Genomic DNA, 15,341 nt, shown 5'->3' on the forward strand with positions numbered 1-15,341 from the left:
CATGTCGATCAAGAAGCTCCCCAGTGGGGAATGGCTGGTCGATTGCCGGCCACAAGGGCGGGATGGCCCGCGGATCCGCCGACGGCTACAGTCGAAGAACGAAGCGTTGCATGCCGAGCGACGCATCATGGGCGACGGATCCAGGGGTGAGTTCGAGAAGAAACCCAAGCGGGACGATCGCCGCCTGTCCGATCTGATCGATGCCTGGTTCAAATCCCACGGCACCAGCCTGAAAAGCGGGGAGGAGCGGCTGCGAGCCCTGAAGTCCATTGCCGAGCGGATGGGTGACCCCCGGGCCAGCGACTTCAACACCGCCCACTTTACCCAGTACCGGGCCGATCGCCTGGCCGGCAAGTGGGGGCGCGAAACCTACGGCAACGGCCGCAAAAAGGGCGAGGAAGCCAAGGCAGTCAAGCCCAGCACCCTGAACCATGAGCTGGCGTACCTGCGTGCCGTGTTCAACGAGCTCGAGCGCCTGGGCGAGTGGGAAGGGGAGAACCCCCTGGCCAAGGTGCGGGCGCTGAAGTACGACGAAACCGAGATGGCGTACCTGGACGTCGAAGAGATTCCGAAGCTGCTGCAGGCGCTCGATGCCGTCTCGGCCAAGGCCGGGGTGGTCGCTCGGGTCTGCCTGGCCACCGGCGCCCGCTGGGGCGAGGCAGAGGGCCTGCAAGCGCGCCAGGTGCGCAACGGCCGCATCCAGTACACCAAGACCAAGTCGTCGAAGAACCGAGCAGTACCGATCACCGAGGTTCTACAGGAGCAGATCCTGGCGGCACTGCCGTTCGGCGACTGCTACAAACGCTTCAGCGAAGGCGTGCTGGCTGCCGGCATACAGCTGCCCGAGGGCCAAATGACGCACGTGCTGCGCCACACCTTCGCAAGCCACTACATGATGAACGGCGGGGACATCCTGACGCTACAGCGCGTCCTGGGGCATGCCTCGCTGACCATGACCATGCGCTACGCTCATTTCAGCCCGGGGCACCTGGCTGAAGTGGTGCATTTGAATCCATTACACCAAGCGTCTAAACCAAAGGAGTGAGTTATGCGTTTCATCAAACTGATCGACTATAAAGACCGCGAAGTTGTACTCAACACGACTGTTATCGCCGCTGTAGTTCCCAAACACAATAACTGGTCTGAAGGGGCTGTGATTCAGCTTTCACGAGGGATTACGTTGCTTGGGCAGGTACATGAGAGCGTCCACGTCGATGCGACTACAGCTCAGGAAGTATTGGCGAAGCTGGACGCGACTATCTGAAAGCCTGATCAAGCGCCAATAGGCATCGCGTAGGAGAGGCATCTGATGGCGAATCAATTTCAGCTAGTCACGACGACTGGTGGTGCGCAGTTCATGGTCAATTCACGTCATGTGATTGCAATGCGGTACAACGAAGACGGTGCCACGCTGTTTGTATCCGAGCTTAAAAGCGATAACGGGCGTATGGCTATGAACCTGAGCGCTTCTGAAGCACGAGAGGTTCAGGGATGGCTTGAGCAGCTTTAGTGGACACAATGTGGACACTGTAGCGTTGTGCAAAGCAGCGTAGGCATTGCCCACAAAAAGCAAAGCCCCGCATTGCGGGGCTTTGAGTATGGTGCCGGCACCAGGAGTCGAACCCGGGACCTACTGATTACAAGTCAGTTGCTCTACCAGCTGAGCTATACCGGCATTTGAGGGTCGCCATTATAGCCATTGGTAAAACCTTGTAAACCGGCTTATAGCTTGTTTCGCTGAAATCTTTGCCTTGTTGAGTGCTGCTGCGCAGCGCGAGTCTTCAATGAGAAACCAGGCTGCACCCGGGTATCAGTGAAAAGTCAGGCTTCAATCCTGAAGTCGGGTTGCAGAGCGCGCCAGTGGGCCCTCAGGGCTTTCTTGTGTTGCTCGGCCATAGGGCTTTCCGCAAGCGCCTGTGGCCAATGCACGCGGGCCGCGTTGATTGCCTGTCTGAGGTTGTAGTTGATCGCTGATTTCGGCAGGTCTGCCCGGTCTGCCCAAGCCATGAAGTGCTCCATGGTTACGTCGTACCAGCGTTTGGTGCCCGCCATCGACAAGCCGAACTCTTGCTCGTCTCCCATGTACACCCTGGTGAAGAGGATGTCATAGGCCGGTGAGAGAGAGGGTGTTATCCCATCTCTGTAAATGATGCTCCAGTTCTTCTTGTGGGCATCGCCATTGCCCAGAAGGATGTTCGCCAGCAGGCGTATGGCCATCTGAATGACGTCGAGCTGGCCTGCATAGACGTTCTTGTAGATCAGCCCGGCGATCGATTCATAGCTTGCTGCCTCGTATTTTTGCGCGGCATAGCTGAAGGTCACCTGGGCGAAATCTTCAGTATGAATCCGCTGGTTCGCTTCCCGGTCGAAGCGGCGGATTGCGTAGGCTACGGACTCGTTTGGCAAGTTGATTTCAGGAAGTTGCTCCAGCTGCTCTATGCCTACCAGGCGGATCTCCGGGATGGCCACCCCGATCAGGCCGGCTAGCGTCATGCAAGTGAACTCATTCGCTGGAACGTATGGGTGCCTGGTCGAAGGGGTTTTGATGATCCAGTCTCCCGGCTCCTTCGAGTCGCCCATGATGTAACGACCATCGCGGTTGCGCATGGAGAACTTCATCTGCACCCCAGCCAGCGAAAAGTGCGCTATCCGATCCATGGCATCTATCGCGATTCGGTCCAGCCTGCCGCGGTCACCGAATGCGTAGTCGGGTACGTCATCGGCTGGCACCGGCTCGGCGAGCAGGGCCCCGGGAAGATCGGCACCCAGGTGAACCATGAGCGGGAACTCATTCATCTGGTCGATTTTCAGTCGTTGCGCGAGCAGCTCTCGTAGTGCGCCCTCCGGCAGCAGATTGCTCAACAGAGGGTGGAGCTGCATGCGGCGCGCCAGGGGGAAAAGCCGAGGTGCAATGGCCTGGAACTTGTCCTGGGATGACATCGATAGCGTCAGCGACAGGCGCTGCGGGTTGTCGATGTATTCGGGCGCGAGCGAAAGTACGTTCCGGTTGCTGTCGAACCCGGCTACGTAGCCGACCAGTTGGCCCTGCAAGGACAGACGCAGCGCTGAAACCTTTTCGCCTGCCATTACGCTTTTCCTTCTGCCATTGCCAGGATCGTCCATGGGTCATCGACGTCGTCACGTTCTTCATCATGATCGGCATCAGGTGCTGCATCACTCATGGAGTGAGTGAGACGAGAACGCTGACTGGTGGCTGCCGCCTTCAAGATGCCCTGCACGTCGCGGAGAACTTCCTTGGGGATCAGCATGAGTTCTGCCTCCAGCCCCTCCGCTATCTTGTCCAGAGTCTCCAGGTTCGGGTTGCCAGCTTTCTCGATCAGCCCGTACTGCTGACGGTTGATGCCCGTCCGCGCTGGCATATCGATACCCTTTAGCCTCAGCTGCTTGCGACGCTGTTTGATTTGCTCAAGAAGGGTCGTTCTCACCGAGTATCTCCAGAAGCATTTTGAAGTATCTATACTTCAATACCATTGAGTGAAGCTTATGTGGCTCACTTTTGATGGTTGAAGTATACATAATTCATTTTTATTTTGATGAAGTATCAGTGATGCAAAATACGGCTGTGAAGTATTGATGTTTCGAATGTCGGCGAAGCAGTTATTCGCGCTACGTTTGAACGGGGCAGAATCAATCTGCCTGGCTATTGAAGTGCCATTTTCATATCCGTTCATTCGCACGAGTAAAGCCGCTTGCGGCAGGTTTCTGCTGCTCTTTTTCTGACACCCCGGCGCGGCTTATGCACAAATGCGGGGCGGGTAGATCGTTTTGGCTATTTCCTACGCAGCCTTTAGCAGCTTTTACAAGATATTGTTCTATATGGGTTTTTGTCTGATCAAAAAGTGATCAGCTCTGATTGAGCCTTGCTGGAGGGGGCTTGGCGGCTGTTGCTCAGAATCTGTGAACAGAGTTATCCACAGATTGTGTGCGCAACTCAGGCGTGTTCGGCGAGCAGCAACAGATTGCGTGGGGTGAGGTGGGCGGGGCAGAACTGGCCGAGGCGTACGCTGTAGCCTTGTTCCTGCAGATACAGCGCGCGGTCGAGCACCAGCCAGAGTTCCAGTGGGCGACGGAATAGGCCGCGCAGCAATTCCAGATTGCGTACTTCGGCGAGGCGCTGCCAGCCGGCTGCTTCGAGAGCCTGCCAATCGCGCTCTTCGGGCGCTGAAAGCCCCTTCATTTCGGCCAGGTCGCGGCAGTAGGTGGCGAAGCTTTTCTTCAACCAGGCGGGCGGCAGTGATGGGGTGGGTAGGTAGTCGTCCACGCCGCGCGATTCCCGTTGTAGCAGGTCGAAGGCCAGGCGCCGGGCCATGGACTGATCGCGCTGCTGGCGCACACGGTTGCCGGCGGTGACGGTTTCGCTCATGGGCAGGGCCAGGTCATCCATTGACAGGTCGAGAGGCGAGTTCTTGGCCGCTGTGGATAACGCGCGGTAACTGCTCGCCGCAGTGCGGTTGTAACAGCACGGAGCAATCGCCAGTTGCTGGCAGCCTGCCGCGCTGGCCAGGTGCATCAGGCGCACGTGCAGGTCGCCGCAGGCATGCAGGGCGACGGGCGTATGGGTGGCGAGCACTCGCTGGCTGGCGGTGTCAGCGAGCACATCCTGTTCGATGTGTTGCGCAGTTATCCCCAGGCGCTGGCTGAGGTCGCTGCCGCTGGCAACCAGAGCAGGATCGTACTCCAGGCAGGTCAGCGCTTGGTTGTCATGGGCGAGCACGCGGCCGAGGTGGCCTTTGCCCGCGCACCAGTCCAGCCAGTGCCGGGGTGTGCGCTGGAACTGCAGGCTGTCGCTGAAGGCGCGTATCTGCTGCCACTTGCGGCCTGGTACATCCACCGAAAAGCGTGACGGCAGCGCGTGAGAGGCCTGCTGGGGCAGGTCGCCAATTTCACTCAGCAGTGCCGCCTGGGCGGCCAGCTCGGGAAATGGCGCAGGAGCAGCCCGCAATGCTGTCGGTTGATTATGGGCCGCTTCGGCTTGTTCAAGCGTGCGGCCACGCAGCCAGTTGCCGAGCTCGGGGTATTGGCTTTCCCAGGGCAGCAGGCGATGGGTGAAGGGGCGTGGCTTCCACAATGCCTGGTGCGCGCAGAGCAATGCGTCCAGCGCCTGGAAGCGCTCGAGCAGGGCATCGCCACTGAGTGGCTGGAGAGAGTGGGTGCGGGTCATGGCGAAGGGTGACGGGGCGCGGGCCCCGTCACTTCAGCGGCCCTGGCAGGCGTCGACGCGCAGCCAGCGTTCGAGCAGTTTGAAGGCGTTGATCAGCACGAAGGTGATCACCAGATAGAACACGGCGGCGGTGAAGAAGAACTCCATGTTCACATAGGTGCGCGCGTTCAGCGTGCGCGCCATGCCGGTGAGGTCCAGCAGGGTGACGGTGCTTGCCAGTGCACTGGCCTTGAGCATCAGGATCACTTCGTTGCTGTAGGCCGGTAGGCCGATGCGCGAGGCACGCGGCAGGATGATGTGCAGCATCGATTGTGCCCGCGACATGCCCAGCGCCCGTGCTGCTTCGACCTCGCCCGGTGGTACGGCCTGGATGGCGCCACGCAGGATCTCGGCGATATACGCAGTGGTGTGCAACGTCATGGTGATCACCGCGCACCAGTATGGATCGCGCAGGTAGGGCCACAGTGGGCCCTGGCGCACCGCATCGAACTGCGCCAGGCCGTAGTAGACCAGGAACAACTGCACCAGCATCGGCGTGCCACGGAAGAAGAAGATGTAGCCGTAGGGCAGAGCGCGCACGTACCAGAGGCGCGAGGCGCGGGCGATGCCCAGCGGTATCGCCAGGATCAGGCCGGCCACCACGGCGACCGCGAGCAGTTCGATGGTCAGCAGCGCACCTTCGGCCATTTTCGGCAGGTGCTTGATGATCAGCTCCCAATTCATTGAGTGCTCCTTACGAAGCCGCGCGAGGCTCTCTTCTCGAGGAAGTGCAGGCCGATCATGGAGATGATGGTCAGGCTCAGGTAGATGATGGCGGCGACCAGGTAGAAGGTCATGGCCTGCTTGGTCGCGGTGACGGCGATCTGCGACTGGCGCATGATTTCGGTCAGGCCGATCACCGATACCAGGGCGGTGTCCTTCATCAGGATCATGAACAGGTTGCCCAGGCCTGGCATCGCGATGCGCCACATCTGCGGCATGATCACCCGCCAGATGATGCGCGGCTTGGACAGGCCCAGGGCCTGGCCGGCCTCACGGTGGCCCTTGGGAATCGCCAGGATGGCGCCGCGGAACACTTCGGTGGCGTAAGCGCCGAAGCACAGGCCAAGGGCGATGACGCCCGCTGCGAACGGGCTCAGCTCGAGGCTGCCGACGCCCAGGCTTTCGCCCAGCTCGCGCAGTACGTTGACGGTGCTGAAGTAGATGAGCATCACCCACAGCAGCTCGGGCACGCCGCGGACGATGGTCGAGTAGGTGCCGCCAAGCCACTGCAGCGGCTTGTACGGAGAAGTCTTGGCGAAGGCGCCGAGCAGGCCGAGCACCAGACCAAGGCACAGTGCGCTGAGCGCCAGCTGGATGGTCATCAGGGTGCCGGCGGCCAGGGCCGGGCCGAATCCGGAAAGGTCGAAATTCATGGAAACTCAAGCGCCCGCGCCGTCATCGACGACGCGGGCAGGCTGCTTAGTAGATGCTGAAGGGGAAGTACTTGTCGTTGATCTTCTTGTAGGTGCCATCGGCGACGACTTCGGCCAGAGCCTTGTTCAGACGCTCGCGCAGGGCATCACCCTTGCGCACGGCGATGCCGATCTTGTCGTTGTCGAACACCGGGTCACCCTTGAATTCGAAGTCCTTGCCGGCGTCGCTCTTGAGCCATTCCCAGTTCACGAAGGTGTCGGCCAGCACGCCGTCGACGCGGCCGGAAGCCAGATCGAGGTAGGCGTTTTCCTGGGTGTCGTAGAGCTTGATGTCGACCACGCCATCGAGGTTGTCTTCCAGCCAGGTACCGGCGATGGTCGCGCGCTGGGCACCGATCACTTTGCCTTTCAGGCTGGCTTTGTCGCTCTTGAAGTCACTGCTTTTAGGCGCGATGAACTGCAGCTTGTTGGTGTAGTACGGGTCGGTGAAATCGACCGCTTGCTGGCGCTCTTCGGTGATCGACATGGAGGCGACCAGGAAGTCGAACTTCTTGGCGTTCAGGGCCGGGATGATGCCGTCCCAGTCGGAGGTGACCACTTCGCACTCGGCCTTCATCTTGGCGCACAGGGCCTGGGCGATTTCCACGTCGAAGCCGCCGACCTGGCCGCTGGCGTCGATGAGGTTGAAGGGCGGGTAGGCGCCTTCGGTACCGATCTTCAGTTTGTCGGCAGCGACGGCACTGGTGCCGAAAGCCAGGGTGGCGGCAGCTGCCAGCAGAATCTTTTTATAGCTATGCATGCGTGATTGCTCCGTGTTTTAACGATTGCTGGACATGAATTGTTTGCAACGCGCCGATACGGGGTTGTCGAACACCTGTTGCGGCGACCCCTGTTCCTCCACCACACCCTGATGCAGGAAAACCACTTCACTGGAAACCTGGCGGGCGAAGTTCATCTCGTGGGTCACCAGCAGCATGGTGCGACCTTCGTCGGCGAGCGCGCGGATCACATTAAGCACTTCTTGTACCATTTCCGGGTCGAGCGCCGAAGTCGGTTCGTCGAACAGGATCACCTTCGGCTGCATGGCCAGGGTGCGAGCGATGGCCGCGCGTTGCTGCTGGCCGCCGGAAAGCTGGTTGGGGTAGGCGTGGCGCTTGTCGGCGATGCCGACCTTGGCCAGCAGCGCTTCGGCGATCTCGGTGGCTTCGGCCTTGCTCTTGCCGAGCACGCGGCGCGGCGCTTCGATGATGTTGTCCAGCACGGTCATGTGCGGCCACAGGTTGAAGTTCTGGAACACGAAGCCGATTTCGCTGCGCAGGCGATTGATCTGTCGGCTGTCGGCGGCGACCAGTTCGCCGTTCTTCTGGCTCTTCAGCTTGAGCTCTTCACCGGCCACGATGATCTGGCCCTGATGAGGGTTCTCGAGCAGGTTGATGCAGCGCAGGAAGGTCGACTTGCCCGAGCCGGACGAGCCAAGGATGGAAATCACATCGCCGTCGCGTGCGGTAAGGGAAACGCCCTTGAGCACTTCGAGGTCGCCATAGCGTTTGTGCAGATTGCGGATTTCCAGCGCGGGCGTGGCCTCGGCCATCGAGCAGTCCTCTTGATTCTTGTGCGGATTGGATCCGTGTACGGCAGGGCTGTGGGCTGCAAACCTAGCATAGGCACCTGGGGGCGCCAAGTTGGTGCTGGCCCGCTGCCGCTACGGTTGCGGGGGGTGTCGCATCAGCGCAGTTGCTTGTCGCCCCGCCGCAAAAACAGGGAGAACGCAGGCTGCATTTTCAAAAAGACGCGAACCCTACTCACATCCGCCTCGCAATTCCAGTGCCAGTACGCGGTTTGGCCGATCCGAGGCCTGAACTGTCAGTTGCCGAGCATGCCTTGTACCTTGTCGCGCAGGGCATCGAGAGAAAAAGGTTTGCCAATGATGTCGGTGCGGGTAGCCGGCTCGCTCTTGTCGATCTCGACGCTTTCCGCATAGCCGCTGGCGAACAGCACTTTCAGCTCCGGGCGCAGTTGGCGAGCCGCGACGGCGAGCTCCTGGCCGTTCATGCCGGGCAGGCCGATGTCGGTCATCAGCAGGTCGATGTGTTCATCGCTACGCAGTATCTCCAGAGCCTGTAGCGCCTCGGCGGCTTCGCTCACCTGATAGTCGAGTTCTTCGAGCACTTCCACGGTGAGCATGCGCACCACATCGGAATCTTCCACCAGCAGGATGCGCTGGCCGGCAGGCGATGCGTTGGGAGCTTGGTCGGACACAGCGTTACCTCTGTAAGGGATGATGAAACTGCAGGTCGAAAAGCCGGGCGGTTGGCCCTGCATTCGATCGAGCCTCGGAGCCGGGTGGACGGCAGGTCGTTTAGCATGGCACGAATTGCGGGCTTGATCTGCACCGTGGAGATGCCGCTGGGCTGAAAATTACCGTATTTACAGGTTGGCCCGTGCGAGCGTGGCGTGCGTCACGCATCACGAAAAAATAAGTCGAACCTGGCGCCTGCGCGCACCATCCAAGCGCGCGGGCCATTGAGCGCTGATCGTTGGATTAACTTCTGCTAGCGCATTACCATCACCCGTTTACCGAACCACCATGCAGCCTCATGCATCAGCCAACCGCGGCCAGGGATTTCCGATGACCAACACCTCTTCCATCGATGAGAACAGCTTCAAGCGCATTCTCAGGCGCAACGTCGCCTTGCCGCTTGGGGTGGGGGTGGTCAGCGCGATCTTCTTCGTGGTGCTGATCGGCTATCTGCTCAACGTGCTGGGCTGGGTGCAGCACACCGACCGGGTGCTCAACAACGCCAATGAGGGCCTGAAACTGTCGATCGACCAGGAGACCGGGTTTCGCGGTTATCTGCTGTCTGGCGATGTGCGCTTCCTGCAGCCGTTCGAAGTCGCCAAGCCGCGGATCAAGGCGGAGATGGAGATTCTCTCCGAGCTGGTTTCGGACAACCCGGTGCAGGTCGATCGCCTGCGCGCCATCGCGGCGCTGCAGGACGAGTGGAGCAACTTTGCGCAGACGGCGATCACCGCCAAGCGCGAGGGCGGCAATTTCATCGACCCGGTGCGTGATGGTCGCGGCAAGCAACTGACCGACGCCATTCGTGCCGAGTACGCGGACTTCGTCGCCCACGAGCAGCGCCTGCGCAAGGAGCGCAACGATGCGGCCAGCAGCACGGCGACCGTCACAATCGGCCTGTTCCTGCTCTTCACGCTGCTGTTCAGCGGCTCGCTGGCGCTGTTCGGGCGTCGCGAGCTGTTGAGCCTCACCAACACCTATGGCGCCATCCTCAAGAAACAGGATGAGCACAACGAACGTCTGCAGGCCCAGGCCTGGCTGCGCAACGGCCAGACCGACATGTCCGAGCGGCTGATCGGCCAGCAGGCGCTGCCGGTGCTGGGCCGCAACATGCTGGAGTTTCTCGCCAGCCATCTGGGGGCCGCAGTCGGTGCTCTTTATGTGCGCGAGGAGCATGGCGGCCTGCGTCGCGTCGCGTCCTACGGGTTTTCCCGTGAGCAGGAGAAGGCCGAACAGTCCTTCTACAGCACCGAAGGTCTGGTCGGCCAGGTGGCGCAAAGCCGTCGCCTGCTGACCCTGGATCACTTGCCAGCCGATTACCTCAAGGTCAGTTCGGGGCTCGGCCAGGGCGAGCCGCTGACCGTGGCGCTGCTGCCCATCGACAACGACGGTGAGGTCAACGGCGTGATCGAGCTGGGCTTTCTGCGCCCGCTGAGCGAGCGCGACGGCGAGTTCCTCAAGCAGATCGCTTCCAGCATCGGCGCTTCGGTCGAAGCGGCTCGCTATCGCCACCGCCTGCAGGAGATTCTCGCCGAAACCCAACAGCTCAACGAGGAGCTGCAGGTACAGCAGGAAGAGCTCAAGACCGCCAACGAGGAGCTGGAAGAACAGTCCCGCGCGCTCAAGGAGTCCCAGGCGCACCTCGAGACCCAGCAGGCGGAACTGGAACAGACCAACGAGCAGTTGTCTTCGCAGCGTGACGCCCTGGATGACCGCAACAGCGCCCTGCGCGTTGCCCAGCAGCAGTTGGAAGAGCGCGCCGAAGAGCTGCAGCGCGCCAGCCGTTACAAGTCCGAATTCCTCGCCAACATGTCCCACGAGCTGCGCACGCCGCTCAACAGTTCGCTGATCCTGGCCAAGCTGCTGTCCGACAACCCCAAGGGCAATCTGGACGCCGAGCAGGTGAAGTTCGCCGACTCGATCTATTCGGCCGGCAACGACCTGCTCAACCTGATCAACGACATCCTCGACATCTCCAAGGTCGAGGCCGGCAAGCTCGACCTGCGCCCCGAGAACGCCAACGTGGTGCGCCTGGCCGAGAGCCTGGAGGGCACCTTCCAGCCACTGGCCGGCGAGAAGCACCTGGGCTTCAACGTGCAGGTCGGCGAAGACGTGCCGCGCTCGCTGTACACCGATCGCCTGCGCGTCGAGCAGATCCTCAAGAACCTGCTTTCCAACGCCATCAAGTTCACCGAGCAGGGCTCGGTCAGCCTGACCGTCAGCCGGGTCGACGAGGGCGTGGCGTTCGCCGTGCGCGACAGTGGCATCGGCATTCAGGCCGATCAGCAGGAGTACATCTTCGAGGCCTTCCGCCAGGCCGATGGCACCACCAATCGCCGTTTTGGCGGCACCGGCCTGGGCCTGTCGATCTCCCGCGATCTGGCCGTGCTGCTGGGCGGCTCGATCAGCGTGTCCAGCGTGCTGGGCGAGGGCAGCGTATTCACCCTGGTGCTGCCGCAAAGCTATTCGCCTCTGGAGACCGACACCGATGAGCTGCCGGCTGCACCGGTCGTCTTCTCTCGCAGCCATGCGCCGCGTGCGCCCGAGCCCGTCAAACCGGTGAAGGATGTGGTGGTGGAAAACGCCGTGCCGACCTTCCCGGACGACCGTGGCATGTCGGTGCTCGGCGGCCGCAGCGTGCTGGTGATCGAGGACGAGCCGCAGTTCGCTCATATCCTGTATGACCTGGCCCATGAGCTGGATTACCGCTGCCTGGTCGCCCATTGCGCCGAGGATGGCCTCGACCTGGCCACCACCCATCACCCCGACGCCATTCTGCTCGACATGCGCCTGCCGGACGTTTCCGGTCTGTCGGTGCTGCAGCGCCTCAAGGAAAACCCCGGCACCCGGCATATTCCGGTGCACGTGATTTCCGTCGAAGACATGGCCGAGGCCGCTTTGCAGATGGGCGCCGTTGGTTATGCGCTGAAGCCGGCCACCCGTGACCAGCTCAAGGGCGTGTTCAGCAAGCTCGAAGCCCGCCTGACCCAGAAGATGAAGCGCGTGCTGGTGGTCGAGGACGACAAGCTGCAGCGCGACAGCATCGCCCGCCTGATCGGCGACGACGACATCGAAATCGTCGCCGTCGAGTTCGGCGAGCAGGCGCTGGAGCAACTGCGCCATCACATCTTCGATTGCATGATCATCGACCTCAAACTGCCGGACATGCAGGGCGACGAGCTATTGGCGCGCATGGGCAGCGAGCACATCCGCAGCTTCCCGCCGGTGATCGTCTACACCGGGCGCAACCTGACCCGCGCCGAGGAAGCCGAGCTGCTCAAGTACTCGCGCTCGATCATCATCAAGGGCGCGCGCTCGCCTGAGCGCTTGCTCGACGAGGTCACCCTGTTCCTGCACATGGTCGAGTCGGAGCTGTCCAGCGAGCGGCAGACCATGCTCAAGACCGCCCGCAGCCGCGACCGGGTGTTCGAAGGCCGGCGCATCCTGGTGGTCGATGACGACGTACGCAACATCTTCGCCCTCACCAGTGCCCTGGAGCAGAAGGGCGCCCAGGTGGAAGTGGCGCGCAACGGTCGCGAAGCCATCGACAAGCTGGAGGCGGTGAGCGATATCGACCTGGTGCTGATGGACGTGATGATGCCGGAGATGGATGGCTACGAAGCCACCCGACGCATTCGCGAAAACCCGCGCTGGCGCAAGCTGCCGATCATCTCGGTAACCGCCAAGGCGATGAAGGACGACCAGGACCTGTGCATGAAGGCCGGTGCCAACGATTACCTGGCCAAGCCCATCGACCTGGATCGCCTGTTCTCGCTGATCCGCGTCTGGCTGCCGAAGCTGGAGCGTATCTGAGATGTCCGACCGTACGCAGGATATCGAGCTGCGTCTGCTGATGGAGGCGATCTACCTGCAGTACAGCTACGATTTTCGCGACTACTCCGGCTCTTCGCTGAAGCGCCGGATGGTGCACGCCATGCGCCAGTTCGACTGCGCGAGCATTTCCGAACTGCAGGCGCGGATCATCCATGATTCGTCTGCGTTCATGCAGTTGCTGCAGTTCCTCACCATTCCGGTCAGCGAGATGTTCCGCGACCCGTCCTACTTCCTGGCGCTGCGCCAGGAGGTGGTGCCGTTCTTGCGCACCTACCCATCGCTCAAGCTCTGGGTAGCGGGTTGCAGCACCGGTGAAGAGGTGTATTCCCTGGCCATTCTGCTGCACGAGGAAGGGCTGCTGGAGCGCTCGATCATCTACGCCACGGACATCAATCCGCACTCGCTGGAAAAGGCCAAGAAGGGCATCTTTCCCATCGACAGCATGCGCCTGTACAGCGAGAACTATCAGCGCTCGGGTGGCAAGGGCTCGCTCTCCGACTACTACACCGCTGCCTACGATGGCGCGCTGTTCGAGCGCTTCCTGTGTGCCAACGTGACGTTCGCCGACCACAGCCTGGCGACCGACAGCGTGTTTTCCGAGACCCAGTTCATCTCCTGTCGCAATGTGCTGATCTACTTCAACAAGTCCCTGCAGGATCGCGCCTTCGGGCTGTTCCATGAGTCCCTTGGCCACCGCGGGTTCCTTGGCCTGGGCAGCAAGGAAAGCCTGGATTTTTCCGCGTATGCGGGGCATTTCGAAGCCTTGAATCGACAGGAACGGGTGTTTCGCAAGCTATGAGCGCGAATCCGCGGCAACTCGAAGCGGTGGTGATCGGCGCCTCGGCAGGTGGCGTCGAGGCGTTGCTGATGCTGTTCGAGGGGCTGCCCGCCAGCTACGGTCTGCCGCTGGTGGTGGTGCTGCATCTGCCCGACAGCCGCGAGAGCCTGTTGCCCGCGCTGTTCGCCCGGCGCCTGGCGTTGCGGGTCAAGGAGGCGCAGGACAAGGAAGCGCTGCAGCCGGGAACGTTGTACTTTGCAGCACCGGGTTATCACCTGTGCATCGAAGCCGATGGATGCTTTTCCTATAGTCGTGACGAGCCGCTGCACTATTCGCGGCCATCGATCGATTACCTTTTCGAGTCGGCGGCCGATACCTATGGCGCCAACGTGATGGGCATATTGCTGACCGGCGCCAACCAGGATGGCGCCGCCGGCCTAAACACAATAAAGCAGCGGGGCGGTGTGACCGTGGTGCAGGATCCGCAGGAGGCGCAGGTTCCCACCATGCCCGAAGCGGCTCTGGCGCTGCATCGTCCCGATTACATTCTTTCTTTGCGGGGCATTCTCGCATTGCTAGCCGAACTGGACTCACGCCCATGTTGAGTAGCACCGGATGCAAACTACTGATCGTCGATGACCTGCCGGAGAACCTGCTGGCACTGGACGCGCTGATCCGCCGTGAAGACCGTGAGGTGTTCCAGGCCCAGTGCGCCGACGATGCGCTGGTATTGTTGCTCGAGCATGAGTTCGCGCTGGCCATTCTCGATGTGCAGATGCCGGGCATGAATGGCTTCGAGCTGGCCGAGCTGATGCGCGGCACGGAAAAGACCAAGCACATCCCGATCGTCTTCGTCAGCGCTGCCGGGCGCGAGATGAACTACGCGTTCAAGGGCTACGAAAGCGGTGCCGTGGACTTCCTCTACAAGCCGCTGGACATCCAGGCGGTGCAGAGCAAGGTGGCGGTGTTCGTCGACCTCTATCAGCAGCGCAAGATCATGGCCCAGCAGCTCGAAGCCCTGAAACGCTCGCGGGAGGAGCAGGACGCCCTGCTCGCCGAACTGCGCTCCACCCAGGGCGAATTGCAGCACGCGGTGCGCATGCGTGACGACTTCATGTCCATCGTCTCCCATGAGCTGCGCACGCCCCTCAATGGCCTGATCCTCGACACCCAGCTGCGCAAGATGCACCTGGCCAAAGGCAACATGACGGCGTTCAGTGAAGACAAGCTCGGCGCCATGTTCGACCGCGACGAGCGGCAGATCCACAGCCTGATCCGCCTGATCGAAGACATGCTCGACGTGTCGCGCATCCGCACCGGCAAGCTGTCGATTCGCCCTGTGGAGTTCGACCTGGCGCAAACCGTACGCAACGTGGCCGAGAACTTCGCCCAGCAGATGGCCGTGGCAGGCTGCGCCCTGCAACTCGACAGTGACGGTGTGCTGCGCGGCAGTTGGGATCAGTTCAGGATCGAGCAGGTGATCAGCAACCTGCTCAGCAACGCCCTGCGCTACGGCTCGGGTCGGCCCATCGAGGTCCGGGCGCGCGCTGACGAAGGTGGCGTACGTGTCGAGGTTCGCGACCACGGCATTGGCATCTCCGAGGAAAACCAGCGGCGCATCTTCCAGCAGTTCGAGCGTGCGGTGAGCAGCGAGTCGGTGGCGGGGTTGGGCCTCGGGCTGTTCATCTCCGACCAGATCGTCAAGGCGCATGGCGGGCGCATCGAAGTGCAGAGCAGCCTGGGGCAGGGCTCGCTGTTCAGCGTGTGGCTGCCACAGAGCAAGCGCGCAGATATAGGTTGAACTCACTCCGCCGGCAAGGTCGAAGCGAAGGA

At 61.4% G+C, this 15,341-nt stretch carries 15 protein-coding genes and 1 tRNA gene; 7 read left to right on the forward strand and 9 right to left on the reverse strand.

The annotated features are described in order from the left end of the window. The first annotated feature begins 1 nt into the window (after position 1). From QRN22_RS02840 to QRN22_RS02850, 3 genes are read left to right on the forward strand one after another with little or no spacing between them, the layout of a single operon-like run. On the forward strand, positions 2-1,045 hold the full coding sequence (locus tag QRN22_RS02840; RefSeq protein WP_042555487.1) for a phage integrase: 1,044 nt from the start codon (positions 2-4) through the stop codon (positions 1,043-1,045). A gap of 3 nt (positions 1,046-1,048) precedes the next feature. Beyond that, complete coding sequence (locus tag QRN22_RS02845; RefSeq protein ID WP_042555486.1) at positions 1,049-1,264, forward strand: hypothetical protein; 216 nt, start codon at positions 1,049-1,051, stop codon at positions 1,262-1,264. Positions 1,265-1,309: 45 nt separating this feature from the next. Beyond that, a complete protein-coding gene (locus tag QRN22_RS02850; RefSeq protein WP_042555485.1) occupies positions 1,310-1,510 on the forward strand; it encodes a hypothetical protein in 201 nt (66 codons plus the stop codon). A gap of 89 nt (positions 1,511-1,599) precedes the next feature. On the opposite strand, the gene QRN22_RS02855 is transcribed toward QRN22_RS02850, so the two are convergent. The 9 genes from QRN22_RS02855 to QRN22_RS02895 form a co-directional block, all read right to left on the reverse strand. Further along, positions 1,600-1,675: transfer RNA gene (locus tag QRN22_RS02855), tRNA-Thr, on the reverse strand. A 146-nt stretch (positions 1,676-1,821) separates the two neighbouring features. Next, complete coding sequence (locus QRN22_RS02860) at positions 1,822-3,087, reverse strand: type II toxin-antitoxin system HipA family toxin (protein WP_042555484.1); 1,266 nt, start codon at positions 3,085-3,087, stop codon at positions 1,822-1,824. After that, complete coding sequence (locus QRN22_RS02865; RefSeq protein ID WP_042555483.1) at positions 3,087-3,446, reverse strand: helix-turn-helix transcriptional regulator; 360 nt, start codon at positions 3,444-3,446, stop codon at positions 3,087-3,089. The genes QRN22_RS02860 and QRN22_RS02865 overlap by 1 nt, the downstream gene beginning before the upstream one ends. Before the next feature lie 506 nt (positions 3,447-3,952). After that, positions 3,953-5,182 (reverse strand): methyltransferase, encoded by a 1,230-nt coding sequence (locus QRN22_RS02870; protein ID WP_042555482.1) that lies wholly within the window; start codon positions 5,180-5,182, stop codon positions 3,953-3,955. Between the two features lie 33 nt (positions 5,183-5,215). Next, positions 5,216-5,905: an ABC transporter permease gene (locus QRN22_RS02875; protein WP_042555481.1), complete on the reverse strand. Its 690-nt coding sequence runs from the start codon at positions 5,903-5,905 to the stop codon at positions 5,216-5,218. Then, a complete protein-coding gene (locus QRN22_RS02880) occupies positions 5,902-6,597 on the reverse strand; it encodes an ABC transporter permease (RefSeq protein ID WP_042555480.1) in 696 nt (231 codons plus the stop codon). The genes QRN22_RS02875 and QRN22_RS02880 overlap by 4 nt, the downstream gene beginning before the upstream one ends. A gap of 46 nt (positions 6,598-6,643) precedes the next feature. Continuing rightward, positions 6,644-7,396, reverse strand: coding sequence for an ABC transporter substrate-binding protein (locus QRN22_RS02885; RefSeq protein ID WP_042555479.1), 753 nt, complete (start codon positions 7,394-7,396; stop codon positions 6,644-6,646). 18 nt (positions 7,397-7,414) lie between these two features. Continuing rightward, the gene (locus tag QRN22_RS02890; RefSeq protein ID WP_042555478.1) at positions 7,415-8,188 is read right to left on the reverse strand and encodes an ABC transporter ATP-binding protein; all 774 of its coding nucleotides are present in this window, start codon (positions 8,186-8,188) and stop codon (positions 7,415-7,417) included. 272 nt (positions 8,189-8,460) lie between these two features. Further along, positions 8,461-8,856: a response regulator gene (locus QRN22_RS02895; RefSeq protein ID WP_264650062.1), complete on the reverse strand. Its 396-nt coding sequence runs from the start codon at positions 8,854-8,856 to the stop codon at positions 8,461-8,463. Between the two features lie 370 nt (positions 8,857-9,226). Between QRN22_RS02895 and QRN22_RS02900 the strand changes: the two genes are divergently transcribed. The 4 genes from QRN22_RS02900 to QRN22_RS02915 are packed head-to-tail and all read left to right on the forward strand — an operon-like array spanning position 9,227 to position 15,309. Further along, complete coding sequence (locus QRN22_RS02900; RefSeq protein ID WP_042555477.1) at positions 9,227-12,709, forward strand: response regulator; 3,483 nt, start codon at positions 9,227-9,229, stop codon at positions 12,707-12,709. 1 nt (position 12,710) lies between these two features. Further along, positions 12,711-13,529 (forward strand): CheR family methyltransferase, encoded by an 819-nt coding sequence (locus QRN22_RS02905; protein WP_042555476.1) that lies wholly within the window; start codon positions 12,711-12,713, stop codon positions 13,527-13,529. After that, positions 13,526-14,113, forward strand: coding sequence for a chemotaxis protein CheB (locus QRN22_RS02910; RefSeq protein ID WP_042555475.1), 588 nt, complete (start codon positions 13,526-13,528; stop codon positions 14,111-14,113). The genes QRN22_RS02905 and QRN22_RS02910 overlap by 4 nt, the downstream gene beginning before the upstream one ends. Further along, the gene (locus QRN22_RS02915) at positions 14,107-15,309 is read left to right on the forward strand and encodes a hybrid sensor histidine kinase/response regulator (protein WP_042555474.1); all 1,203 of its coding nucleotides are present in this window, start codon (positions 14,107-14,109) and stop codon (positions 15,307-15,309) included. The genes QRN22_RS02910 and QRN22_RS02915 overlap by 7 nt, the downstream gene beginning before the upstream one ends. Positions 15,310-15,341 lie beyond the last annotated feature (32 nt).

The organism is Pseudomonas sp. MEJ086 (assembly GCF_030209025.1).
GTDB lineage: Bacteria > Pseudomonadota > Gammaproteobacteria > Pseudomonadales > Pseudomonadaceae > Aquipseudomonas > Aquipseudomonas fulva_A.

What these genes read in the sequence shown, in the direction of transcription:
- QRN22_RS02840 (WP_042555487.1), top strand. Translation starts at nt 2, where the DNA reads ATGTCGATCAAGAAGCTCCCCAGTGGGGAATGGCTGGTCGATTGCCGG.
- QRN22_RS02845 (WP_042555486.1), top strand. Translation starts at nt 1,049, where the DNA reads ATGCGTTTCATCAAACTGATCGACTATAAAGACCGCGAAGTTGTACTC.
- QRN22_RS02850 (WP_042555485.1), top strand. Translation starts at nt 1,310, where the DNA reads ATGGCGAATCAATTTCAGCTAGTCACGACGACTGGTGGTGCGCAGTTC.
- QRN22_RS02860 (WP_042555484.1), bottom strand. Translation starts at nt 3,087, where the DNA reads ATGGCAGGCGAAAAGGTTTCAGCGCTGCGTCTGTCCTTGCAGGGCCAA.
- QRN22_RS02870 (WP_042555482.1), bottom strand. Translation starts at nt 5,182, where the DNA reads ATGACCCGCACCCACTCTCTCCAGCCACTCAGTGGCGATGCCCTGCTC.
- QRN22_RS02875 (WP_042555481.1), bottom strand. Translation starts at nt 5,905, where the DNA reads ATGAATTGGGAGCTGATCATCAAGCACCTGCCGAAAATGGCCGAAGGT.
- QRN22_RS02880 (WP_042555480.1), bottom strand. Translation starts at nt 6,597, where the DNA reads ATGAATTTCGACCTTTCCGGATTCGGCCCGGCCCTGGCCGCCGGCACC.
- QRN22_RS02885 (WP_042555479.1), bottom strand. Translation starts at nt 7,396, where the DNA reads ATGCATAGCTATAAAAAGATTCTGCTGGCAGCTGCCGCCACCCTGGCT.
- QRN22_RS02890 (WP_042555478.1), bottom strand. Translation starts at nt 8,188, where the DNA reads ATGGCCGAGGCCACGCCCGCGCTGGAAATCCGCAATCTGCACAAACGC.
- QRN22_RS02900 (WP_042555477.1), top strand. Translation starts at nt 9,227, where the DNA reads ATGACCAACACCTCTTCCATCGATGAGAACAGCTTCAAGCGCATTCTC.
- QRN22_RS02905 (WP_042555476.1), top strand. Translation starts at nt 12,711, where the DNA reads ATGTCCGACCGTACGCAGGATATCGAGCTGCGTCTGCTGATGGAGGCG.
- QRN22_RS02910 (WP_042555475.1), top strand. Translation starts at nt 13,526, where the DNA reads ATGAGCGCGAATCCGCGGCAACTCGAAGCGGTGGTGATCGGCGCCTCG.
- QRN22_RS02915 (WP_042555474.1), top strand. Translation starts at nt 14,107, where the DNA reads ATGTTGAGTAGCACCGGATGCAAACTACTGATCGTCGATGACCTGCCG.